At 52.3% G+C, this 21,362-nt stretch carries 28 protein-coding genes; 9 read left to right on the top strand and 19 right to left on the bottom strand.

All coding sequences use genetic code 11. The annotated features are described in order from the left end of the window. Positions 1 to 23: 23 nt before the first annotated feature. The 3 genes from wtpA to MVG27_RS08140 are packed head-to-tail and all read right to left on the bottom strand — an operon-like array spanning position 24 to position 2,026. Positions 24 to 1,094 carry a tungstate ABC transporter substrate-binding protein WtpA gene (gene wtpA, locus MVG27_RS08150; RefSeq protein WP_297548667.1) on the bottom strand — a complete coding sequence of 357 codons (1,071 nt, stop codon included), beginning with the start codon at positions 1,092 to 1,094 and terminating at the stop codon, positions 24 to 26. A 60-nt stretch (positions 1,095 to 1,154) separates the two neighbouring features. Continuing rightward, on the bottom strand, positions 1,155 to 1,712 hold the full coding sequence (locus tag MVG27_RS08145; protein WP_297548613.1) for an HD family hydrolase: 558 nt from the start codon (positions 1,710 to 1,712) through the stop codon (positions 1,155 to 1,157). 2 nt (positions 1,713 to 1,714) lie between these two features. After that, on the bottom strand, positions 1,715 to 2,026 hold the full coding sequence (locus tag MVG27_RS08140; protein ID WP_297548611.1) for a GTP-binding protein: 312 nt from the start codon (positions 2,024 to 2,026) through the stop codon (positions 1,715 to 1,717). A 48-nt stretch (positions 2,027 to 2,074) separates the two neighbouring features. Here MVG27_RS08140 and MVG27_RS08135 point away from each other — a divergent pair, with 48 nt between their 5' ends. Continuing rightward, positions 2,075 to 2,632: an Era-like GTP-binding protein gene (locus tag MVG27_RS08135; RefSeq protein WP_297548609.1), complete on the top strand. Its 558-nt coding sequence runs from the start codon at positions 2,075 to 2,077 to the stop codon at positions 2,630 to 2,632. Here the strand turns inward: MVG27_RS08135 and MVG27_RS08130 are convergent, their stop codons facing one another. From MVG27_RS08130 to MVG27_RS08120, 3 genes are read right to left on the bottom strand one after another with little or no spacing between them, the layout of a single operon-like run. Then, positions 2,633 to 3,055, bottom strand: a complete 423-nt coding sequence (locus MVG27_RS08130; RefSeq protein WP_297548666.1) for a secondary thiamine-phosphate synthase enzyme YjbQ — start codon at positions 3,053 to 3,055, stop codon at positions 2,633 to 2,635. Positions 3,056 to 3,060: 5 nt separating this feature from the next. Continuing rightward, the gene (locus MVG27_RS08125) at positions 3,061 to 3,342 is read right to left on the bottom strand and encodes a hypothetical protein (RefSeq protein WP_297468082.1); all 282 of its coding nucleotides are present in this window, start codon (positions 3,340 to 3,342) and stop codon (positions 3,061 to 3,063) included. Then, complete coding sequence (locus tag MVG27_RS08120; protein WP_297548607.1) at positions 3,296 to 4,597, bottom strand: prenyltransferase; 1,302 nt, start codon at positions 4,595 to 4,597, stop codon at positions 3,296 to 3,298. Before MVG27_RS08120 ends, MVG27_RS08125 begins: the two co-directional genes overlap by 47 nt. Before the next feature lie 69 nt (positions 4,598 to 4,666). Between MVG27_RS08120 and MVG27_RS08115 the strand changes: the two genes are divergently transcribed. Further along, complete coding sequence (locus MVG27_RS08115; protein WP_297548605.1) at positions 4,667 to 5,767, top strand: TRM11 family methyltransferase; 1,101 nt, start codon at positions 4,667 to 4,669, stop codon at positions 5,765 to 5,767. On the opposite strand, the gene MVG27_RS08110 is transcribed toward MVG27_RS08115, so the two are convergent. The 4 genes from MVG27_RS08110 to cgi121 all read right to left on the bottom strand — a co-directional run bounded on the left by MVG27_RS08110 (position 5,764) and on the right by cgi121 (position 8,915). Next, entirely contained in the window at positions 5,764 to 6,957 is a 1,194-nt protein-coding gene (locus tag MVG27_RS08110) for an MFS transporter (protein ID WP_297548603.1), read from the bottom strand. The genes MVG27_RS08115 and MVG27_RS08110 overlap by 4 nt on opposite strands. Positions 6,958 to 6,968: 11 nt before the next feature. Beyond that, on the bottom strand, positions 6,969 to 7,232 hold the full coding sequence (locus MVG27_RS08105; RefSeq protein ID WP_297548601.1) for a TMEM165/GDT1 family protein: 264 nt from the start codon (positions 7,230 to 7,232) through the stop codon (positions 6,969 to 6,971). A gap of 9 nt (positions 7,233 to 7,241) precedes the next feature. Next, positions 7,242 to 8,420 (bottom strand): pyridoxal phosphate-dependent aminotransferase, encoded by a 1,179-nt coding sequence (locus tag MVG27_RS08100; protein ID WP_297548599.1) that lies wholly within the window; start codon positions 8,418 to 8,420, stop codon positions 7,242 to 7,244. Between the two features lie 87 nt (positions 8,421 to 8,507). Continuing rightward, entirely contained in the window at positions 8,508 to 8,915 is a 408-nt protein-coding gene (gene cgi121, locus MVG27_RS08095) for a KEOPS complex subunit Cgi121 (protein ID WP_297548597.1), read from the bottom strand. 160 nt (positions 8,916 to 9,075) lie between these two features. Here cgi121 and MVG27_RS08090 point away from each other — a divergent pair, with 160 nt between their 5' ends. The 4 genes from MVG27_RS08090 to MVG27_RS08075 are packed head-to-tail and all read left to right on the top strand — an operon-like array spanning position 9,076 to position 11,674. After that, on the top strand, positions 9,076 to 9,267 hold the full coding sequence (locus MVG27_RS08090; RefSeq protein WP_297548595.1) for a ribbon-helix-helix domain-containing protein: 192 nt from the start codon (positions 9,076 to 9,078) through the stop codon (positions 9,265 to 9,267). A gap of 56 nt (positions 9,268 to 9,323) precedes the next feature. Next, positions 9,324 to 10,562, top strand: a complete 1,239-nt coding sequence (ftsZ, locus tag MVG27_RS08085) for a cell division protein FtsZ (RefSeq protein WP_297548593.1) — start codon at positions 9,324 to 9,326, stop codon at positions 10,560 to 10,562. Between the two features lie 25 nt (positions 10,563 to 10,587). Further along, on the top strand, positions 10,588 to 11,358 hold the full coding sequence (locus MVG27_RS08080) for a ParA family protein (protein ID WP_297548591.1): 771 nt from the start codon (positions 10,588 to 10,590) through the stop codon (positions 11,356 to 11,358). After that, positions 11,345 to 11,674: a CopG family transcriptional regulator gene (locus tag MVG27_RS08075; RefSeq protein WP_297467379.1), complete on the top strand. Its 330-nt coding sequence runs from the start codon at positions 11,345 to 11,347 to the stop codon at positions 11,672 to 11,674. Before MVG27_RS08080 ends, MVG27_RS08075 begins: the two co-directional genes overlap by 14 nt. 49 nt (positions 11,675 to 11,723) lie before the next feature. On the opposite strand, the gene MVG27_RS08070 is transcribed toward MVG27_RS08075, so the two are convergent. Genes MVG27_RS08070 through MVG27_RS08045 form a run of 6 tightly spaced genes read right to left on the bottom strand, consistent with a single transcriptional unit; the run spans position 11,724 to position 16,455 of the window. Beyond that, complete coding sequence (locus tag MVG27_RS08070; protein WP_297467377.1) at positions 11,724 to 12,170, bottom strand: FAD synthase; 447 nt, start codon at positions 12,168 to 12,170, stop codon at positions 11,724 to 11,726. A 1-nt stretch (position 12,171) separates the two neighbouring features. Beyond that, positions 12,172 to 12,690 (bottom strand): RNA-binding protein, encoded by a 519-nt coding sequence (locus tag MVG27_RS08065; RefSeq protein ID WP_297548589.1) that lies wholly within the window; start codon positions 12,688 to 12,690, stop codon positions 12,172 to 12,174. Next, positions 12,681 to 13,316, bottom strand: coding sequence for an orotidine-5'-phosphate decarboxylase (gene pyrF, locus MVG27_RS08060; protein WP_297548587.1), 636 nt, complete (start codon positions 13,314 to 13,316; stop codon positions 12,681 to 12,683). The genes MVG27_RS08065 and pyrF overlap by 10 nt, the downstream gene beginning before the upstream one ends. 4 nt (positions 13,317 to 13,320) lie before the next feature. Next, positions 13,321 to 13,914: a DUF4443 domain-containing protein gene (locus tag MVG27_RS08055; RefSeq protein WP_297548584.1), complete on the bottom strand. Its 594-nt coding sequence runs from the start codon at positions 13,912 to 13,914 to the stop codon at positions 13,321 to 13,323. A gap of 46 nt (positions 13,915 to 13,960) precedes the next feature. Then, positions 13,961 to 15,109: an inositol-3-phosphate synthase gene (locus MVG27_RS08050; protein ID WP_297548582.1), complete on the bottom strand. Its 1,149-nt coding sequence runs from the start codon at positions 15,107 to 15,109 to the stop codon at positions 13,961 to 13,963. Positions 15,110 to 15,153: 44 nt separating this feature from the next. Further along, complete coding sequence (locus MVG27_RS08045) at positions 15,154 to 16,455, bottom strand: bifunctional L-myo-inositol-1-phosphate cytidylyltransferase/CDP-L-myo-inositol myo-inositolphosphotransferase (protein WP_297556472.1); 1,302 nt, start codon at positions 16,453 to 16,455, stop codon at positions 15,154 to 15,156. Between the two features lie 86 nt (positions 16,456 to 16,541). Here MVG27_RS08045 and MVG27_RS08040 point away from each other — a divergent pair, with 86 nt between their 5' ends. From MVG27_RS08040 to MVG27_RS08030, 3 genes are all read left to right on the top strand, one after another. Then, entirely contained in the window at positions 16,542 to 17,222 is a 681-nt protein-coding gene (locus MVG27_RS08040; protein WP_297550711.1) for a TIGR00289 family protein, read from the top strand. Positions 17,223 to 17,284: 62 nt separating this feature from the next. Then, positions 17,285 to 18,046 carry an ABC transporter ATP-binding protein gene (locus tag MVG27_RS08035; RefSeq protein ID WP_297550692.1) on the top strand — a complete coding sequence of 254 codons (762 nt, stop codon included), beginning with the start codon at positions 17,285 to 17,287 and terminating at the stop codon, positions 18,044 to 18,046. Next, positions 18,046 to 19,500, top strand: coding sequence for a hypothetical protein (locus MVG27_RS08030; RefSeq protein WP_297550691.1), 1,455 nt, complete (start codon positions 18,046 to 18,048; stop codon positions 19,498 to 19,500). The genes MVG27_RS08035 and MVG27_RS08030 overlap by 1 nt, the downstream gene beginning before the upstream one ends. On the opposite strand, the gene MVG27_RS08025 is transcribed toward MVG27_RS08030, so the two are convergent. From MVG27_RS08025 to MVG27_RS08015, 3 genes are all read right to left on the bottom strand, one after another. Beyond that, positions 19,490 to 19,846: an Mth938-like domain-containing protein gene (locus tag MVG27_RS08025; protein ID WP_297550688.1), complete on the bottom strand. Its 357-nt coding sequence runs from the start codon at positions 19,844 to 19,846 to the stop codon at positions 19,490 to 19,492. The two genes, MVG27_RS08030 and MVG27_RS08025, sit on opposite strands and share 11 nt — an antisense overlap. A gap of 5 nt (positions 19,847 to 19,851) precedes the next feature. Further along, positions 19,852 to 20,364: an NUDIX hydrolase gene (locus MVG27_RS08020; protein WP_297550686.1), complete on the bottom strand. Its 513-nt coding sequence runs from the start codon at positions 20,362 to 20,364 to the stop codon at positions 19,852 to 19,854. Between the two features lie 78 nt (positions 20,365 to 20,442). Then, positions 20,443 to 21,282 carry a carbohydrate kinase gene (locus MVG27_RS08015; protein WP_366078983.1) on the bottom strand — a complete coding sequence of 280 codons (840 nt, stop codon included), beginning with the start codon at positions 21,280 to 21,282 and terminating at the stop codon, positions 20,443 to 20,445. Positions 21,283 to 21,362 lie beyond the last annotated feature (80 nt).

Here is a 21,362-nt window from a genome sequence, read left to right as displayed (position 1 = left end):
TAAAAAGAAAAGGCGAAGGAGTTTTAACCCTTCTCGACCTTTACCTCGTTTTTGATTATGGGGGGCACGTTTCCAAAGGCTATCGGCGGGTTAAGGAAGTCTTGGTAGTTCTGCTTGAAAATCTCCCTGCCCTCTTTTCCAAGCCAGAACTTGAGGAACTCAAGGGCCAGCTCCCTGTGGGGTGCGTTTTTCAGAACGGTCACGCCGTAGACGATGGGCTTTGCCTTGATGGTCTTCCCGGTTGAGCCGAGCGTAATCTCGACTTGGGAATAGTAGTCGGCAAGCTTGAAGTCGGCGAGGTTTATCTGGGCCGGAAGCGTTATGTAGCGGAGGTGGTGTTGCTCGGCGACACTCTTGTAGATGAAGAAGTAGTCTATAGCACCGCTTTCAACGAGGCCAACCAAGTCGGTCTCCTTCGGCCTTATAACGACCTTGTCACTCTTGAGCTGGATTTCCTTGGGGGCGTATATGTGGGTTCCGTTGGCATAGATGTTGGTGTTCTTCTCGACGAGGGTCTCGAATATCGGCTTGCCGTAATAGAGGTCCGCCAGCTTCATGACCATCACGGAGCGGTAGCCACAGGGGTCGTCGTTGGGGTTGCTGAAGCCAAAGCGAACGCCGGGTTTGGCGAGGATTTCATACCAGTTCGTCGAGTTAATCTCGTTGGCGTACTTGCTCTTGTTCGTGAATGCTATGACTATCTGGTTGGTCGCGAAGAGGACGTAGAAGTCGGTGTAGTTCGGAACGAGCATCTGGGGGATTAGCGTATAATCGGCCGTCGCCACTATGTCGGTCTCCTTGTGGAGGTCGGTGACCTTTCTAACAGCCATGACGCTTCCGCTGGCCTCGTCCTGGAACTTCACTTTGACACCAAGGTTTTCCTCGGCGTATTTCGAGAACTCCTCCTCAAGTTGCTGAAGCGGAACGCTGAGCGAGCCGGCGTGGAAGATTATCAGAGTCTCCTCCTTGAGTGCCTTGCTCTGACTTGAAGTTGTTGCCCCACTCGAGGACGCTGAGGAAGAACCGCCGATACATCCGACCGCAACGACAGAGAGCAGGAGAACCGCGATTAAGAGGAAACCTGCCTTCCTCATTGAAACCACCGGTATAAGGGACAGAAACGGGTATTTAAACATTTTGAGCAAACAAAAGCATTAACGTAAACGGTTCTGTTTTCTCAGTCCCTCTATTCCATCCACCAGCTCTTTGAAATGCACGTAGAACTCACTCTCCCTGAGCTTTTCCAGGGTTCCCCAGAACTCTTCGAGGTTCCGAAAGCCGGCCTTCTCGTACTCGTAGGCCTGAATCAGCATCTCCAGCCTGTCCGCGAACTTGACGAGCCGACCTTCCAGAGTGGTCTCTTCCTCGTACTCGCGCCAGAGCTTAAAGTATTCCCTTGGATTTGGAGACGAGAGCAGGAGCTCCATAACGGCTTTCTTCTCGGCCTTGCCCTTGTCGAGGTAGTACTGGGCCGTCTTCGGCACGTCCGTTATCCTTGCTTCACCTACATCGTGAAGGAGCGCTATCTTTAGGGCTTTCTCGACGTTTATCTCAACGCCCTTCGCTTTAAGCTCATCCGCCAGAAAAAGCGTTATCAAAGCGACGCGGTAGCTGTGGTCGGCTATGCTCTCCGGATTTGAAACCCCCCTGAGAAGCCAGCCAGTTCTAGGGAGTCTCTTCAGGTTGCCCAGCTCGATGAGAAGGTCGAGCATCCTCACTCCTCCGTCGTGAAGATGGCTTTGTCAGTTTCAACGGCGGTGGCTATTATCGCATCGCCGAGGAAACGGCCGTAGACTTTGACCCTGTCTCCCTTCCCTATGCAGGGGCTTCCTGCAAAATCAATCCTGATGCCGTGTATTTTAAACGTCGTCCTCCAGCTCGGCAGTTCCATGGGAAGGAACTCGACGAGGGGCTTGTCCTCGACGATTCCCTCGATAACGACATTCTTGCCCCGAAACCCGCCGGTTTTCAGCTCATCGGGGGTTAGGGAGTAGTAATAGTGATGGCCGAGCTTTACGCGTTTCATACCAATCACCTTTAAATCTCTTCACTAAGTTCAGTTTGGGGTGAGGAGATGATAAAGGTTGCGATAATCGGTGCCGAAAACGTTGGCAAATCAACCCTCATGAACGCGCTTGTTGGAGGAAAGGTGAGCGAGGTTGAGGATTTGCCTGGGACGACGAAAGGACTTGTGAAAAAACACTTCGGAAAGCTCAAGATACCCAAGGGGATGAAGAACCCCTTCGGTGGGGCCGACGAGTTCGTCCTGATAGATACGGCCGGCCTCTTCGACCCGAGGTATGAGCTGAGGGGGAAGGTTCTCAGCGAGGAGAAGTTCAGGGAGCTGATAAAGGAGATAACCTCGGCCGACATAATCATCCACATGGTCGACGCCACCGTCGGCCTTCACCGGGGCATGGAAAAGCTCCACCACATACTCAAAATGCGCTACGAGAAGCCGATAATAGTCGTCATCAACAAGATTGACCTCGTTCCCAGGGAACGGGTGGAAGAACTGAGGGAAATCATAAAGAAGAGGCTCGAGCAGGAGCCACTCACCTTGTCTCTCGTAACATACGAGGGCTTCAACGAGCTCCTCGAAAGGATTGCCCACATGGCGATGTACGTCTAATCACTCCTCGGGCATCTCGGGACAGGGGCAAATCATGACGTAAACATTCCTGTGCCTCGGGCCGTCGAGCTCAACGAACAGAATCCTCTGCCACGTCCCCAGATGGAGCTCGGCCTGGTCTATCGGAACCACGACCTCAGGATTCAGGAAGATGCTCGCCTTTATGTGGGCGTGGGCGTTGTTGTCAATCCTGTCGTGGGAGTAACTGGATTCATAAGGAACTAGCTCGTTCATCTTGGCCTTTATGTCCTCGATTAGGCCCGGTTCGTACTCGTTTATGAAGAGACCCGTCGTCGTGTGGTGTGTGAAAACAACCGCTATCCCGTGCTTAACCTTTGAGCGGTAGACCATTTTTTGAATTTCCTCTGTTATGTCCACAACCTGACAGCGCTCCCGGGTCTCGATGGAAATCTCATAGAGCATGGCCATCACCCCAGCTGGTCGAGAAGCTTCCCCAATAGAGCCCTAACGTCAAGTTTTTCTTTGAACACAACGGCCCTTAAAACTACCGCCGTTTCGTAGGCATCGAGAACCTCAAAGTTGCCGGAGCGGAGTTCTGCCTTTAAAAGGGAGTAAACCTCCTCAACGGCGTCCCTGAAAAGGGCCTCATTGGAATACACGTCCTCCCGGGAAAGAAGAAGGGAAACCATGTCCCTAATGAAGTCAAGCCTGTTCTCCCGCTTTCCTATTAGCGACCTTAACCTTTCCATCGCCCAACCCCTTTAACTCTTCTTGAAGGGCCTTTATGAGGATTTCCGACATGAGTATTGAAGCAAAGCGCCTGTCCCTGACTTCAAGGGCGGTGTCAATGGCCTTCTCAACGTCACCTTGTTTGAGGTAGTGATGGGCTACGTCAGCCATAACTATTGAGCGGAGCCTCTGATTTTGAAGAACGAGACCTATTTTCCTCGCGGATTCAACATCGTTTATCAACACATAAAATCTGGCAATCTTTGCCAGCACTTCCTCAGAGCGAACGAACCGTGCAATTGTGTTCACTATGTTCCTTTTTTCAGGTGTCGGTTCTTCAAGGATCGCATTCATTAACGTTTTACCAACTGTTCGGGCCTCTTCATCGGATAGAGCTTCTAAAAAGTCTTTCAGTGCATGTGGATTTTTCTCAAGAATGTCTAAGGCTACGTTTTCAAAGAGATTCATTTGATTCGCCCTTCTAAGCGTCTGAACAGCAAGCTTTCCTCTACCTGCGAGGGCTAAAGCCGTGGAAAGTTCAAGAACTAAATTTTCACCGAACTTCCTTGAAAGTTCCTCTGCAAGGATAACAAAGGAATCTGCATATTTTTCAATGACCCCAAGCTCGCTGAGGCGAAAAGCAAGCTCTTTAAAAGCTCGCTTTGCCCATTCCTTAGAACCCATCTCTTTTACGGTTGAAAAAGCCCCCTCATAGCTACCCAAGGTTATCAGTGTCTTAGAAAGCTCAAGGAGTGCCTTAGAACGGTGCGGTTCATCGGTTATATATTCCAGTATAAGTCTCATTTTTCTGAGCCGGTATGCCGTTTTAATTGGCTTGATCTCAAGAGAATGTGAAAGTCCTCGAACAAGAGAAACAAGGGTAGCCTGTTTAAGATCATTGGTGGAGATTTCAATGGCAAATGTTATCGCTTCCCCAATATCGCCCAGACTTAAAAGAGCTAGAGAGGCCGTTTTAAGGATTTCATCCCTCTGCTGGGGGGCTAAACTTTTAGACTCACTGAAAACTCTTGAAAACACCTTTCTGTAGGCTTTGATCTTGGCCCTACCCATAGAGATTCCTATGGAGAGCAGAGCTTTAAGGACGAGAAAAGGATCTTCTATAGAGGCTAGAGACTCGAAAGCATTGAGAAAAGCACGCTTGTAAAGTGAATGTCCTTTCTTCGCAAGTTCCTCACCTATTCTTGCGTAAGTGATAGTCCTCATGTAGGGATCAGGAATATCCTTAGCTGATTCCAGCACTTCCACTACAAGCATTCTAATCACCGGTTTAGCCTTATCTTAATTACTCGGAAGATTTTTAAAAGCTTACCCGGAGCGCAATCCATGTATGGAGTCATTTTGGGAAAGAATCCAGAGCTGGGGAAGGCCGAGTTCTTCTCCTTCTCAAGGCGCTTTGGCCTAAGGGTTAAGCCTTTGGAGGAATCAAACAAGTGGATTGTCTTTGAGTCAAAGCCCTCAGTGGAGAGACACTTCCGCTGGCTCGGAGGTTCGCTCAAGTTACTCAGAATCGTTGGAGAAGGAGAGGAAGCCATCAGAGACCTCGAATACGCCAGACTCTTCACGGTAAGCCTGTACGGAAGAGACGACTGGAAGCTCTGGAGGAAGCTTGGGAGCGAGGTAAAGAGGCACTTCAAAGAAACAGGACCGGCGAAGTTCTTCAAGCCGGCCAGGGTCTATTCCATGCCGGCCGAGTTAATCCTGAAGGACTTTCCGGAAGTTAAGGACGTGGTGTTCCTCTTCAGGGTCGACGGGAGCTTTCTCGTCGGGGAAACGATTAGGGTTACCAACCCCTTCGAGCTGAAGAAGCTCGACGTTGAGAGACCCGTCCAGAGGCCAATCCTTTCCATCCCGCCGAGGCTCGCCAGGGTAATGGTGAACCTCACCGAAGTCAAGAAAGGGAAATTCCTCGACCCCTTCTGCGGGATTGGAACAGTCCTCCAGGAGTTCGTCCTCCAGGGATTGTCCGCTTACGGGAGCGACCGCGACCCGGAGAGGGTGAGGGAGGCGAGGAGGAACATCGAGTGGCTGAGGAGGGAGTTTAGAGTCAAGAACTCTGCCAGAATAGAGGTCTGCGACGCCAGGAAGCTCAAAAGATGCTTCCGCGAGCGCTTTGACGCGATAGTTACGGAACCCTACCTCGGAAAGCCCCTAAAGAGGAATCCTGGTCGAGGAGAGGCCATAAAGATGGCCAACGAGCTCGACCGTTTTTACTATTCGGTCTTCGAGAGCTTTGCCGACGTGTTGAAGAGGAACGGAAGGGTCGTTTTTGTGTTCCCGGCTTACAGGCTGAGGGACGGAAGCATCTACCGGAAGGAGCGGAGATGGCTTGGAAAGCTCGGCTTTGAGGTCCTGGGGAGATACCTCGACTACGAAGAAAGGCACCGCCTAGTCAGGGACATCCACGTGATAAAAAAGAGGGGTTAGGAAAGCTCCTCAACCGGAAGCTTCATCCTGCTCGAGACGAGGAGGAGCACTATCCCAAGCAGGGCCATGCCGAGGTAGATTATCATTCCCGTTGTAACGCTGTGGACGAGGACGAACATGACGTTTGGAGCCACCGCGTTCGCTGAGTTCGAGATCAGACCGAGGGCAAAGCTGGCCTCCGGGTAGATTTCCTTCGGATAGGCCGCTGGAGCAGTGGTCCAAAACGCTGGTCCAGTTCCCTGCACGATTCCTGTTATCGCTATTCCAAGGAGCGCGAGGGTGTAGTCGTTGGCACTTATGGCCTTCCAGACGATAAAGAGACCGAGGAAGGTTACAGCGTATGAGAGCGTCATGACACTCACGATGGCCTTGAAGAGACCGCGGTTGCTGGTGTTCTTAACGGAGAAGCGGTAGCCGAGGTAGCCCATGATTATGGACCAGAGGCCCATAGAGACCTCAAGGGTCATGACGAGATTCGCCACCTGCGCATCGCTGAACTTAACGTTGTGGAGCGTGAAGGAGCCGAGTGTGAAGATAATCCAAAGAGCGGGGAAGAACGTGAAACCAAAGACCCACGTGAAGGGCATCTTCCAGACGTTCGAGCCCGAGGAGTGCTTCTCCTTGGGAATCTCGAAGTCCTCAACGAAGAGCCACCATATTGCAAGCATGACGTACATTACGACAGCGGAGATGATGAAGGCCTCGGTAACGGAGGACCAGCTCGCGTTGCTTCCGCCGGCCCACTTGGCGAGGTTTATGCCGTAGATTCCACCCCAGAATATTCCGGAGAGAATTACACCCTTGGCGAAGGGCCTTTCTGCAACAAAAAGCCTGCCAATCTGGTTGCTGAAGACCGCTATGAGGGCAACTATAAAGCCCTGGAAGAAGCGGAGGACAACAACACCCCACCAGTTGGGCATGAATGGAATCAGGAACTGCGGAATAGCGGCGAAACTCACTATTAAAGCCACGCTCCTCTTGAAGGAACCCTTGAAGAGACTCGTTCCACCGAGAAGGAAAGCCACAAAGAGACCCACAACAAAGGCAGTTTGCTGATAACTCATCATTGCCTCGGTTATGCCGTAGTGTGTCAGAACCGCATCCTTAAACTTTTCCAGCATGTGCATGGTTCCGAAGCCCGAGGCCAGGAGTGCCGTGTTTATCAACACAGTTGACCATCTCTTTTCCATGGCAACCACCCCTAAAGCTTTCCGAGTAGCATCAGAACGCCGAAGACGATAAACAAAACCCCGGCGCCCTTGTGAATTAAATCCATAGGGAGAACATCGCCAAGGGCTTCCCCAACGAGGGCACCGATGAGATTAACGGCCGCGAGGGCGAGGATTGCACCGATAAATGCCGTTTTCCAGCCGTACTTGGAAGCGAAGGCTATAGTTGTCAGCTGGGTCTTGTCCCCGAACTCGGCCAAGAATACGGCTATAAAAACTGCAATGAGGTTTTCCATGAAACCACCTCAGAGTTTTGAGAGGGCCTCCCTCATTCTCTCCATAGCCTCGATGAGCTTCTCCTTCTCGGTTGCGTAGCTTATCCTGACCCAACCTTCGCCCTGCTTTCCGAAGGCCGTTCCCGGAATCACGACGACCTTCGCGTTGTCGAGTAACCACTCGGCGAAGTCCTCGCTCGTCATGTCGAGCTCGGGGTCAATCTTGACCCAGACGTAGAACGCACCCTTGGGCCTGAAAGGCTGTATATGGGGCATCTCGTTGAGATACCTGAGGACGAGCTTCCTCCTCTCGTCATAGACCTTTCTCATCTTTTCAACGGCCTCCCAGCTCCTCTTGTCGCGGAGGGCCGTTATGCCCGCTATCTGGACAAAGGAAGTAACGTTTCCAATGACGTAGGCGTGGAGCTTAATCATATCCCGGATGACCTGCTTGGGAGCTATTGCAAAGCCGAGGCGCCAGCCGGTCATGGCAAAGGTCTTCGAGAAGGAGTTGGCAAGGATTGTGTTGTCGGGAGCGTACTTAATCATAGGGTAGTGCTTGGCCCCCTCGTAGAGGAAGTGCTCGTAAGGCTCGTCGCTGAGGATGTAGATGTTGTAATCTTGAGCTATGTCGGCTATTGCCTTGACGACGGACTTCTTCATAACCGCTCCCGTCGGGTTGTTGGGGTAGTTGATGACAATCATCCTCGTCCTCTTGGTTATCGCCTCAACGAGCTCATCGGGGTTAAGGCGGAACTTGTACTCCTCCCTCAGGGGAATCCTTATGATTCCGGCCTCGGCTATCTTCGCATCCTCAACATAGCAGACGAAGGCCGGGTCGGGGATGATAACGTCGTCACCCTGCTCAAGGATACTCTGGAACGCCAGATAAGTGGCTTCGTAAGCGCCAGCGGTGACGAGGATGTTGTCAAGCTCAACGTCAACTTTATAGAAGTCCTTGTAGTATTCGGCTATAGCTTCTCTAAACTCGGGAATGCCCGCGTTGGGCGTGTAGTGGGTGTAGCCCTCATCGAGGGCCCTCTTCGCGGCGTCCTTAATGACCTCCGGAGTATCAAAATCAGGCTCACCTATTCCAAGGGAGATAACGTCTTCCATCTTGGAAGCCTTCTCAAAAAGCTCTCTGATTTTTGAACGCTGGATTATGTTTATTCTTCCTGCAAGAAAATACTTCCTTTTTTTGTAGCGCATTTTTCATCCCCCCGCCACTCCGGAGGTGTAAAAAGAGCAGTATATAAATCTATCCATAACTGAACATTGGAAAAAGGTTATTTTTATCTACAAAACTTCGATAAGGGCCGATTTTTCAAAAAAAGTTTTCGTAACATCTACAGGACATTCATGAAGGGGAATTTCTTTAAGTCCTAACTTTAAGAGTATACCCCTTGCCTTGTTTTCATCTCCAAAAACAACCAAATAGTTTTCTCCTGGTTTTGCCCCTACTTTTTTTATTGCCTCCTTTATCTGGAGAGTTCCAGCTAAGCGAAGAAGGAGCTCGCCACCAAGAGTTTTTGCATGATTAGTTTCCCTTTCAAAGGCTCGGAGAGCAAGTAGTGAAGCAAATGCAACAGCTCTCCAGCATTCAATGCTCACTAATTGAACAGTCCCTCCGAGGTATGGAATGAGAGATTCAACATTCTCAACTATAACACGAGAAATAAAGATGTCATCTGTTATCCTTATCACCTCGCAAACACCATTTTCCCATTGAGATTTACATCTTTAAAAGAATTTTCCAAAAATTTTTTGAGAAAGATATTATAACAATATTAACACAGAAGCATAAAGTATTTAACTAATTAAACACTACCTATCACAGCGGTTCAATGCACGTGGTGATGCAGGAATGGGCAGAATGAAAATCATAAGTGTCCAGCTTCCCCAAGGCCTGATAAACGCAATGGACCAGCTCGTTAAGAAAGGGGTTTACCCCAACAGGAGTGAAATCATCCGCGAGGCAATTCGCGAGCTTCTGAAGAAAGAACTTTACCAGCTTGACGCTGAAAACCGCTCAACACCCGATTACATCATAAAATAAGCCGTTTGAATTGAGGATTTAAATCAGCTCACACTCAACGCTGGGGGTTGGGGCATATGGTGTTTAAACTGCTCGAACAGGCAGGGATAAAGATAGACCTTGACGATGAGCCGAAGAGACCAAAAATGGAAGATAATTTTATTGAAGATGACGACGATTTGATAAAGATCGCGATTGTGGGTGTCGGTGGTTCAGGTAACAACACAATAACGCGCCTTTATGAGCTCGGCGTCCAGGGAGCGGAGTTAATAGCGATGAACACCGATGCTCAGGCCTTAAAGCACGCAAAGGCCCACAAGAAGCTTCTCCTTGGAAAGGAGATAACACAGGGAAAGGGTTCCGGCGGAGACCCCGAGATAGGCTATCGCGCGGCGGAGGCGAGCGCCCACGAGATAGCCGAGACTATAGGCGATGCGGACCTCGTCTTCATAACTGCCGGAATGGGTAACGGAACCGGAACGGGAGCGGCTCCAGTCGTTGCAAGGGTCATAAAGGAGCGCGCAAGGCACAACGGCAGGTTCAGGGAGCCCCTCGTGGTTAGCGTCGTAACGTTCCCCTTCAAGAACGAGGGCAAGCTGAGGATTGAGAAGGCAAAGGCCGGCATTAAGGCTCTCCTCTACTACTCAGATACTGTTGTGATAATAGAGAACGACAAGCTCCTTCAGCTCGTTCCAAAGCTCCCGATAAACGCCGCCTTCCGCTTCGCAGATGAGATAATAGCCAGGATGGTGAAGGGAATAACCGAGACGATAAAGCTTCCCTCAATGGTCAACATAGACTTCGCCGACGTTTACAGCGTCATGAAGAACGGTGGCGCTGCATTGATAGGAATCGGTGAGAGCGACTCGAGCAACAGGGCCGTTGATGCTGTCAAGAACGCCCTCCAGAACAAGCTCCTCGACGTTGAATACGGAAGCGGTGAGAAGGCTCTCGTCCACTTCACCGTTGGTCCTGACGTAAGCCTGGGCGAAATCAACGAGGCCATGAACGTCGTCTACGAAAAACTCGGCGAGAAGAGCGAAATCAAGTGGGGAGCGAGGATTGACGAGGACATGGGCAAGATGGTCAGGGCCATGGTCATAATGACCGGCGTTAAGAGCCCGCACATCCTCGGGGGTGAAACGGCACTCCAGCTGGCCCCCAAGGAGGCACTCCTGCCAGCGAAGCCCAAGAAGACCTTCGAGTCCTTTGAGGACAAGCTCTACAAGACTATAGCGAGGAGGGAAGAAGGGCCGAAGGGAGGACTTCCCTCATACGTGAGCAGGGTCCTTGACGACTTCGAGGACCTCTCCTGATTTCCCCTTTAGTTAGGTGAAACCCATGGCAGTGGTAATCAGCGTTGCCAATCAGAAGGGGGGAGTCGGGAAGACCACCCTGACGATGAACCTCGGCTTCGCCCTAGCGGATATGGGGAAGAGGGTTCTCCTCGTTGACGTTGACCCCCAGTTCAACCTTACCTTTGGACTAATCGGCATGAAGGTTCTTGACTACGCCGAGAGACACGTTGGGACGCTCATGACCAGAGAAAGCGAGATTGACGAGAGCCTGATACACGTAAGGGAAAACCTCGACCTTATTCCCAGCCATTTGAACCTTTCGGCGAAAGAAATCGAAATCATAAACGCCTACAACCGTGAAAGGAGGCTTGAAAAGGCACTACTACCCATTCTGCCGGACTACGACTACGTCCTAATTGACAACCCGCCGAGCATGGGCATCTTTCTAGTTAACTCGCTGACCGCTTCCGACTACGTGCTGATTCCCCTCGAGCTCAGCTACTTCGGGGTCATAGGAATGCAACTCATGTTCAACCTCATGAGAATGATACGCGAGGAGACCAACGAGAACCTGAAGCTCCTCGGCCTGGTTCCCAACAAGTTCACAAGGCAGACGAAGGTCCCAAAGCTCCGCCTCAAGGAGCTCAAGGAGACGTATCCAGATGCGCCAATCCTCACGACCATTCCCAAAGCCATAGCCCTTGAGAAGGCCCAGAGCGAGGGGAAGAGCATATTTGAATTTGATGGTAAGAGTCGCGCCGCGAAGGCCTTCCTAAAGCTCGCCAAAGAGGTGGTTGAGATTGCCGAGGGATAAAATCCCCAAGCTCTTCGACGGCTCGATAGACGAGCTCACGAAGCCGACGAAGCCCTCAAAGCCAAAGAAGGAGCGCAACCTGAAGAAGGAGAAGATGCAGAAGACCCTCTACGTCAGCCGGGACATGAACGTAAAACTGATACAGCTCTACGCTGAAGAGGGGAGGAGGCAGAGCGCAATAGTGGAAGATGCCGTCAACCTCTACTACTACCTCCGTCTCGCCCTCGGGGAGAAGAAGTTTGAAGAGCTCTTAAGTGCTGTGAAGAGGGAGGACCCCGAGTTCCTGCGCGATTACATCTCAAAGCTGAAGCCTTAGGGCCCCACCCCGGGTAAGGTCAAATCAGAGGTAAAAATAAGGTCTCAAATCACTCGCAGTAGGTTTCCACAATCCTCTGTATTATCTTGCTCGTCTTTGCCCTATCGCTCTTGTAGAGGTACGGAACGCGAATTACCTGAGCGTTTATCCCGTGTTTCCTGAGGTCTTCCTTGAGCTTTTCGCAGTTAAAGTTCTGGTCGGGACCGATGGCTATGACGTCCGGGTTTATCCTCCTGACCAGCTCAAAGTCTATAGTCCCGGGAGAGCCTATGTAAACCTCGTCCACGTATCTTATCGCCCTCAGGAGCTCCGCCCTGTCCTCGGCGGGGTTTATTGGGTCGCGCCTCTTCTGCATCCTCACGGTTTCGTCGTGGGCGACTATAACGACAAGCTCGTCGCCGAGTTCCCTCGCCTGCTTCAAAAAGTGGATGTGACCGACGTGAAGGATGTCAAAGACACCCCCAACGAGAACCCTGATTTTCCTCTTTTCCCCCATTTCATCCCACCGTTACGTTCCAGATTTTATCCTTCGCATGGTGGATGTTCTTCACAGCTTTTCCCTTGGGCTTCTCCTTCATTGCTTTACCGCTCATAAGGGCTATTCCGATAGCCAGGGGTCTCCCATACTGCTCCTCAACCACGAAGACGAAGTCACCCTCCCTTATGTTCTCGTCTGCATCAACTATCCCCGCCGCCATCACGTCGGCGCCGTTGATGATGTATGGAACAGCACCCTCGTCAACCACAACCCGCCTCGGCCACTTCCTCAGGTCCTCATCGTTGGACAGCTCGTAGAGCGCTATGACCAGCGGGAAGATTAGGCCCTTGCGCCTTATGAAGAAGGGCTTTCCGTTGACGAGGAGAATCTCGGTGGTCTTGTCAAACTCCGCGAGCTCAACGCGGTCCTTTTTGTTCAGCATTTTCTTCGCTATCTCCTCCCCAAAAATCTCGCTCATCTCCCGGATTATCTCCTTAACCTCCTTCTTGCTGAGAGGATGCTTGACCTTCAGCTCCATGCTTCCACCTCCTCGTAAATCCTTCTCGCGCTCTCCCGCGGGTTATCGCTCTGGTATATTGCCCTTCCCACGATTATGTAGTCGGCACCGGCTTTTAAAACGTCCCCGGCCTTTCCCCCCTGAGCACCGACGCCGGGGGTTATCACCTTAATCCCAGGCTTCAGCTTTGAGCGGATGTATACGACGCGTTCCGGTCTCGTTGCTGGAGCTATAACCCCAAAGGGCTTGAGCTCGTTGGCCATCTCAATGAGCTTGTCCGTTGCCGGCTGGATGAACTCCTTGGCCCCGAGATGGCTCATCTCAACGACGATTATCGCCTCTCCGAGCTCCATCACCGCCTTAACGCTATCCCGCCCGACGAAGCCGTGGGTTATGATGTAGTCGGCACTAGCCTCAAAAACCTTCTTTGCTATCAGCCTGTTTGTATTCGGAATGTCCGCGAGCTTCAAGTCAGCTATGACCGGAAGTCCTGTCGCCCGCTTCAGCTCTGTAATAATTCTAAGGCCCGAGCCGATTATCAGTGGCCAGTTGACCTTAATCGCCCAGAGGTATTCGGCGGTTTGCCGGGCTATTTCCATGGCCCTTTCGCGGTCGTAGACGTCAAGAGCTAGGATTAGCCGGCTCACGCTTTCACCTCACGAGGGACTTTATCTCCTCGGGGACGTCCTTCAAAAACACGGCAACGTGATAGGCACTCTTCATCGCATCTGCCGGATTCTCGGCCCACGTAACAACTACCATGTCTCCCTCCTCCGTCCTGAGGGTGGAAAGCCTTTCGGCGAGTTCAGGCATCGTTTCCTTCAACGGTCTGCCGTCCTCAGGAAAAACGATTTCCCCGTTCCTAACGAGAAGAATCATTGCACCCCTAGCGAAGAACCTTATCGCCTCGTCCCTGAGTTCGATGCTCTTGAACTCAGGAGGGTTCTTCACAACAAGCGCGTAGGCCGGAAACCCATCAACCTTTCCCACAGAGTAAACTTCAGAGAAGGCCTTCGAAAGTTCCCCAATGAGTTCCCTGCCCTTCTCGCTCAGGACGTGGCCCCTCTGGGAGGACTCTATGAGTCCCTGCTTTGAAAGCTTCCTTAACAGCGTTCTGACACTTCCCTCTCCCAAGTCGAGGAGTTCCGAAATTGTCTTTCTTCCAATGGGGTTTTTCATCAGGAAAAGAACCGCGACCGCATCTTCAACGGTGAACTCCGGATAGGCTCCCCTCTTCCAGCTCATTCTCACCCACCGAGAAGAATAGGAAAAGGGAGTTAAAAGCTTGCCGTCAGAGCCACCTGGGCTTCAATCCAGCCCACTGGCGCATCTTCTCGTGGGCAATGATGCGCGGTATGTTCTTCGCTTCCTTCGGTCCGGGGTTCTTCATGTAGAAGGCGTTGACCTCGTACACGGTTCCGAACTCCTTCCTGTCAACGGCTATCTTTCCGAGCCTGACGAGGTCAACGAGGAGACCTGCCAGTGCCGGGCTGTCGTTTATCCTGCCGGTTATGACGAGCTCGTCGTGAGCCCCATTGAAGCTGACGTACTCGATGTGCATCGCTATGAACTTCTTGTCTCCAAGGGGCTCAAGGAAGCCGGTGGGCTTTATGTAGTGCGGTGCATCGTAACCAAGGATGTCCTTGACTATGCTCGACTTGGTGAACTCCTTGCTCCTGTTGCGCTCCTTGTCCGTCAAGGCAAGGAAGTCCTGATTTCCGCCGATGTTGAACTGGGCTATGTCGAGAACGTAGCGGTTCCTCTGGGCGAGGTGGCTGAGTATGTCGGCTGTGAGCGGAGTTGCACCAGTGGCTCCATCGTCGCCGAAGATAACGAGGTTGCTCTCTTTCGCGAGCTCGACGAAGGCCGGGTCGTTTGCTATCAATGTGGGAATCGCGTTGACGAAAGCCGCTCCCCCGGTCTCTTTCGCGTACTTTGCTGCTGCATAAACGTAGACCTGCGTCGCTGTGAGCCTGTCCCTGTTGTTCTCCTCGATGGCCTTCTCAAGCTCCTCTCTGCTCTCGAAGGGCACGAAGGCCTCGGTGGTGCAGACGTTCACGAACACATCAGGTTTGAGCTCCTTCCACTCGCTGACGAGCCTTTCAACGGCCTCGCTGAGCGTCATTTCCTCGTCTAGGCCGGTAGCCTCAAGCGGGAGGTTCCTGAGGCTTCCGAGATGAACACCCTTCCTGATTGTGATTCCCCTGAGGCTCTCCGGGGCCTCTGGGTCGTAGGTTTTAACAACCTCATAGAGATCCTTTCCAACCTTGGCCTTGTCAACGTCGTAAGAACCTACTATCTCTATGTCCTCAATCTTAATCGGGAGCTCGTTGGCGAGCGGAACACCGTAGGGCTCGAGCTTTCCGGCCTTTATCTTCTCAAGACCGCTTGCGAATATGCTTGCCACGTAGCCCTGCCCGAGTATAACAACCCTGACCATTTTCTCCCACCTCCTTTTCGTTGTTTTCAAATATTTTATATTAGTTAAATAGTTTTTGGTTGTGAAACTTTTCTGGAGATGAAATAGAGTGTGAGAGCCACCCGCAGGTTCGTCAGGACTGCCAGTAAAGCAAAGAGGGCTTTTATAGAGACTGAAACGGGATACAGCAGGAACAGCATCGTGAGAAAGACCCTCTCATCCCTCTTTCCGGGCAGTTTTCTGAGGACAGGTACTTCAGAGTAGGCATCCCTGCAGAAGGCCCCCTTAAACCTCTCCGTCGAGTAGCTGACCATAACCGAGCCGAGGAGGGCCAAAAGCGCGACGAGATACCAGAGCGGTTCCCTTAGAGTTGAGTAGGCCAGCAGGGCCAGAAAACTCCCGTCAACGTAGCGGTCGAGGATTGAGTCGATGTAACCGCCAAGCCTGCTCGTTCTCAGGGATGCCCTCGCTATCTCACCGTCAATACCGTCGAGGATTGAGCTGAGCTGGTAAAGGATACCCGCCAGAGGGAGGCTCACAAGGGTCAACAGAGCGGAGAGAATTCCCAGGGCGAAGGTAAAGGCCGTCATTTCGTTCGGCGTGACTTTATCCACAAGGAAAGCGCTTATCTCCGTGGAGATTTTCCTGTTCAGGTGCCTGCTGACGAATCCATCACCGATTCCCTTAACAGCGGTCTTAACCAGCATCCTCCTTGCCCTTTTTATCTCCTCAGGCGTATCAACGTCCGTCCAGCCGAGACCGTCAACGAACGTAACCGGAAGTTTTGCCCTCTCAACGACCTCGCTGAGCGAGTAATCGCCGTTCTTCTCGCGCTCAAGCTCTTCCGTCACGTTGAAAATCCCCTCGTCAAGGACGAAGAAACCCGTGTCAACGGCGTCCCATTTCTTGAGACTCTTTCCTATGCGCTCTACCCGGTTGTTCCTGACCTTAACCTTTGTTGCCTCGCTGATGTCAATCCATCCCGGTCTTCTATCCCCTATGAGGCCGTTTCCACCTATGGCTTTTTCAACGAAGGCCTCTGAATAAACGTGGTCGCTCATCACAAGGACGAACTTCCCCGAAACCTTTTCCTCCGCAAGGTGGAGGGAGTGCCCGTTGCCCTTCTCCGGCTCGGGGTTTATAACCAGCTCCGCGGTAAAGCCGTGCCTCTCGATGAACTTCTTGTAAAGCGGGGCGTAGCGTTCGTTGGTGACTATGACGAAGCGCTCAACGCCGTTTCTCTTGAGAAGCGTCATCGTCCGGTACAGAATCTCCCTTCCCGCGACTCTGACGAGTCCCTTTGGCCTTCCGCCCATCCTTGTTCCGAGGCCTGCAGCTAAAATCACTGCTGTCTCTGGCATCGCCATCACCTTTTTAAGGCCCTCAGCATGGCATCATTGGGAGAAGCGAATTTAAATTAACCACAGGTAATTTAAAGTTTTCGGTGGTGGAAATGCGCGTTGCCGTCCTCTATTCCGGGGGAAAAGATTCCAACTACGCTCTCTACTGGGCTCTGAAGCAGGGGTTTGAGGTGAAATACCTCGTCTCGATGGTCAGCGAGAGCGAGGAAAGTTACATGTATCACGTGTCCAACATCCACCTGACGGAACTACAGGCAAAGGCAATAGGGATTCCCCTCATCAAGGGCTTCACGAGCGGTGAGAAAGAGAAAGAAGTAGAGGACATGAAGGCCGTCCTTGAGGGGCTGAAGATAGACGGCGTTGTCGCCGGAGCTCTGGCTAGTGAATACCAGAAGAAGAGAGTCGATAGAGTCGCCAAGGAACTCGGAATCCAGAGCTTCGCCCCTGCCTGGCACCGCGACCCTATCGAGTATATGCGAGAGCTTATCGGTATCTTCGACATTGTGATGGTTGGGGTCTCTGCTTACGGCCTCGACGAGCGCTGGCTTGGAAGAAGGATAGATGAGAAGGCCCTAGAGGAACTGGTTAAGCTCCACGAGAAGTACAGGATTCACGTCGCTGGAGAAGGCGGGGAGTTCGAGACCTTTGTGAGGGACGCACCCTTCTTCAAAGCTAAGATAGTCTTCGATGAGGTTGAAAAAAGGTGGAACGAGTGCAGTTATTCCGGCGTACTCGAGGTCAAGAGGGCACACCTTGAGAAAAAGCAAACTTAAATTTTCATTCACATCTCCGGCAACTTTATTAGCGCAAAGGCGTACTTCCTACCGGTGGTAGTGTGATAGAGGTCGAGAACCTCGTCAAGCGCTTCGGCGGGAGGGTTACCCTCAAAGGCATCTCCTTCACCGTTCACGATGGAGAGATATACGGCCTCCTCGGACCGAACGGGAGCGGAAAGAGCACCACAATGAGAATTCTCGCCGGAATAATCCCTCCGAGCGACGGTAAGATCGTTGTAAACGGGATAGACGTCGCGGAGAGGCCGATGGATGTGAAGAGAATAACCGGCTACATCCCGGAAACGCCCCTTCTCTACGAGAGCCTAACCCCTATGGAGTTCTTCTCCCTCGTCGGAAGCATAAGGAAAATCCCCAAGGGAGAACTGGAAGAGCGCGTTGAGAGGCTTGTGAGTGCCTTTGGGATAGAGGAGTACGTAGGCGAGCTCATAGGAACGCTGAGCTTTGGAACACGGCAAAAGGTTTCCATCATAGCGGGCCTCCTCCACGACCCAGAGGTTCTAATACTCGATGAGGCAATCAACGGCCTCGACCCCAAGAGCGCGCGGATTATGAAGGAGCTCCTCAACGGCTTCAAGGAGGAGGGGAAGAGCATAGTGTTCTCCACCCACGTCCTCGCTATAGCCGAAGCGGTCTGCGACAGGATAGGGATAATCTACAACGGCGAGCTAATAGCGGAGGGAACGCCGGAGGAACTGAAGAGCTTTGCCCACGAGGAGAACCTTGAGGACGTCTTCCTGAAGCTGACCCAGAGCCAGGAAGAGGTCAGCTCGCTCGTCAGGGCCCTTAAGGAGGCCTTCTGATGGAATGGGAAATCATACGCGTCCTCTACCGCGAGATGACCTACAGACGGTTGAAGGCAAACCCCCAGCTTTCGGCGGACTGGGAAAAGTTCTCGAAGGCCTTCAAAAGGGGAGGAAGCCTGAAAAGGGCCCTTATCAGCCAGTCAATTCTGTACTCGCTGTTCGGGCTTATTCTCTCCCCAGCTGTGTACTACACAAAGGACCCCGGAGGTTCCGCCGTAATATACGCGAGCTACTGCATGATACCCATGATAATGGCCCTCTACGGAACGGCCGTAACTGCCCAGTACGCGGTCTCGCTCGGCCTCTTTGAGCCCCTGCTGTCGCTTCCCATTGAGGTTGGGGGGAGGTATCTAAGCGTTCTTCTCCTCACCATAGAGCTTCCAACGGCCCTCTTCCTACTTGCTCCGTCGGTTGCACTGGCTCTAAGGCTTGGAGCATTAAATGGACTGCTCGGCTTTGCGTGGGCGATAACGGGGACGATGCTCGGCCACACCCTCGGCCTTTTCATATACGACCGGTTCGGAAGGGTCTCCGGCGGAAGGTTCTCGGGCGTTAAGACGGCACTCAAGGCCCTTGGAATTCTAGTTGTGATGTCCCTTTTCTATGGCCTGAACTACTTCCAGCGTTACGTTGCCACTCACTACGAGGGCCTGAAGGAGGTCTTCCAGAGGTACTCGGTAGCGTATCCCTTCTCCGTTTCAACCGTTGAAAAACCGCTCCTCTCAATCGGCCTTCTCATAGCATATGGGTTGGTCATCGGGACGGTTTACGTCCTAACCGTCAGGAGGCTCTGGGCGAGAATAAGCGAAGGAACCGCAACCGGGGGAAGAAAAACCACCGGAAGAATTTCTCTCCATTCCCCGGCCCTGGCGCTAGCGCTAAAGGACTTCAAGGTTGCCTCGCGGAACACGTCGCTTTTAACCGGGCTCCTGATGCCGATTGTCGTCATAATCCCCTCTCTGATAGGGGCAATAAACTCGGGAAGCGGTAGCGCGGCCCTCGGGTTCGTCCTGGCAGTGGGCTGGACGTCGGCGATTTCTATAGATGCCGTCCTCAAAATAGACGGGAGGGCCTTTGAGGTTCTCAGGACTCTCCCACTGGAGCTGAAAACCTTCCTTCGGGGAAAGATAATTACCATGGCAACGATTCCCGTGGTTTCTGGGACACTCGCTACAGCAGTTTTATCCCTCAAAACCTCAGAAGCCTTAAAGGTTCTCCCACTGGCGGTACTCCTGCCCGTTGCCACCTCCGGAACGGCCCTCGCGGTGTTCTACTGGAAAGCGGAGGAAGTCTCACTACCCCAGACAACGTGGAAGAAAATGCTGGCTACCCTCGCTGTAAACGGCTTAATCGTCGGAATAACCGGGGGACTGTGGTACCTCAGGTGGTTCCTTTCAGTTCCCTTCCTTCTGGCTGTGGACACGCTCCTGCTCTGGTACCTCAGCAGGTGACGTGAAAGATTCCCAGGACTCTTTTCTTTCCCCAGAGCTCGTTGAAGAGCTCGACGGCCTTTCCTGTGGGAAGTTCCACCACCCCTTTCCCCTCAACGAGGGCCCTGCTCTCAGGGAGGAGGGAGAGGTAGCCGTAAAAACCCGTGCCGACTATCAGAACGTCGAAGTCCTCCCTCAGGTACTCCCTCAGCTCCTCAGGGTCGAGCTTGTGGCTCGTCCTGTGTTTGCCCTTGCTCAGCCACTTCTTCCTCTTCTCGACCCTTCCGCTCGGGTAAACCACGATGTCATGCTCGTAGGTTTTTCCGTCAACGATTATCTTCCCAAAGGCCGGGTATTCAAGTCTCATGGCAATCACCAGCAGTCTTTAGGGTGAAGTGCATCCCTGAGTATCTTTGCATGATCAAAGGCCAGAGGAAGTTTCTCGGCCTCATCAATAGGGACGACGTGAACTTCCTTCGCATCGTCGCCGGCTTTGAGCTCACCCTCTCCGATGCAGAGGAAAGCAACTGAAACCGTGTGCCCCCTCGGGTCCCTGTCTGGCTCGGAGTAAACCCCCACCACTCTCAGGATTCTGACGTCGAGACCCGTCTCTTCCTTCATCTCCCGTTTCAAAGCTTCCTCAACGGTTTCCCCGTACTCCACGAAACCACCCGGCAGGGCAAAGCTGTCCTTAAAGGGCTCCCTCTTTCTCTTTATGAGAACGACGCCACCTTTGTAGAGGATAACGCCGTCCACTGTAAGGCCTATGCACCTGTGGAGCTCGGCCTTTAGACCGTGCTCTTCGGCGAGTCTCTTTACTTCCTCTCTGAATCCGCTTATGTCCTCATCCTTGGGTGCTTTAACAAGAAGGACGTATCTGTCCATACCATTCACCTCAGGGAAGTCCCTTCTCATCAGCGTTCAGCGTGCTGACGTTTCATCATCGGTCGTTCATTCTTCAGCTCAACCGCTTAAAGCCTCAACGGTTACCCTCCTCGAGAGCTCGCTCACCTCGTCCATCCCAAAATCGACTGAGCGGTACTTTAAGAAGAGCGCCGTAAAGGCAACGGCCCTCTTAAGGGACTGGATGAACGGACAGTTCATGTAAAAACCGGTGAAGGCCCCGAGAAAGACGTCCCCAGCACCCGTTGATTCCTCCACCTCCACTCTAACGGGAACAAAACGATATGGTCTTCCACGGAGGTAAGCGGTGCCGGGATTGGGCCCGTTGGAGAGCAGAAGGACGTCAAAGGAGTCAGGGTCTAGGGCAAGGTAGTCAATCTCGTTTACATCCCCGTGGAGAACGTTGACACCCTTCAGGAAAGACCCGTCCCTCCTGATGAGCCTTACGGGACCCGGTTCAGGTGAGCGTATGAACCCCTGAACGTCTGCGGAGACAAGCCTAGCCCTGTCAAGGGCCTCCTTAACGAGTTCCTCCGGAATCTCGTTTGCAACGGGATTCAGCAGTATGGCATCGTATCTCCCAACAGGAAGTTCGTTGATTGGAGAGGCGCGCGAGATTAGCCTGAGCTCCCGCCTGTTGGAGTCAATGTAGGTTAGCTCGTAGGAGGTCGTCTCCTCAGAGGGAAGAACCGTTAACTTTCCGAGGAAGCGGAGCTCGTCAATCCACTCCTCCGGGAGGGTTGAAAAGCTCGTAAGAACCTCAACGTCGCAGAAACGGGATAGAGCTAGAGCAGAATAGTATGCACCACCACCCAGCCTCTCTTCGATTTTCGAACCGCGCCTTATTACGTCCCTGACGACGTGACCGACGACAAGGCATCTCATTTTTACCCGTCCCAATCTTTTATTGTTTGTGATTTGGTGTTAAAAACCTTTCTCAGAATACCAAAAGGCTTTTAAGGTAAAAAGCGAAAAGTTTA

Source organism: Thermococcus sp. (genome assembly GCF_027011145.1).
Classification (GTDB): domain Archaea; phylum Methanobacteriota_B; class Thermococci; order Thermococcales; family Thermococcaceae; genus Thermococcus.
The sequence above is the reverse complement of the archived record's forward strand: the minus strand, read 5'-3'. Positions and strand labels throughout refer to the sequence as shown.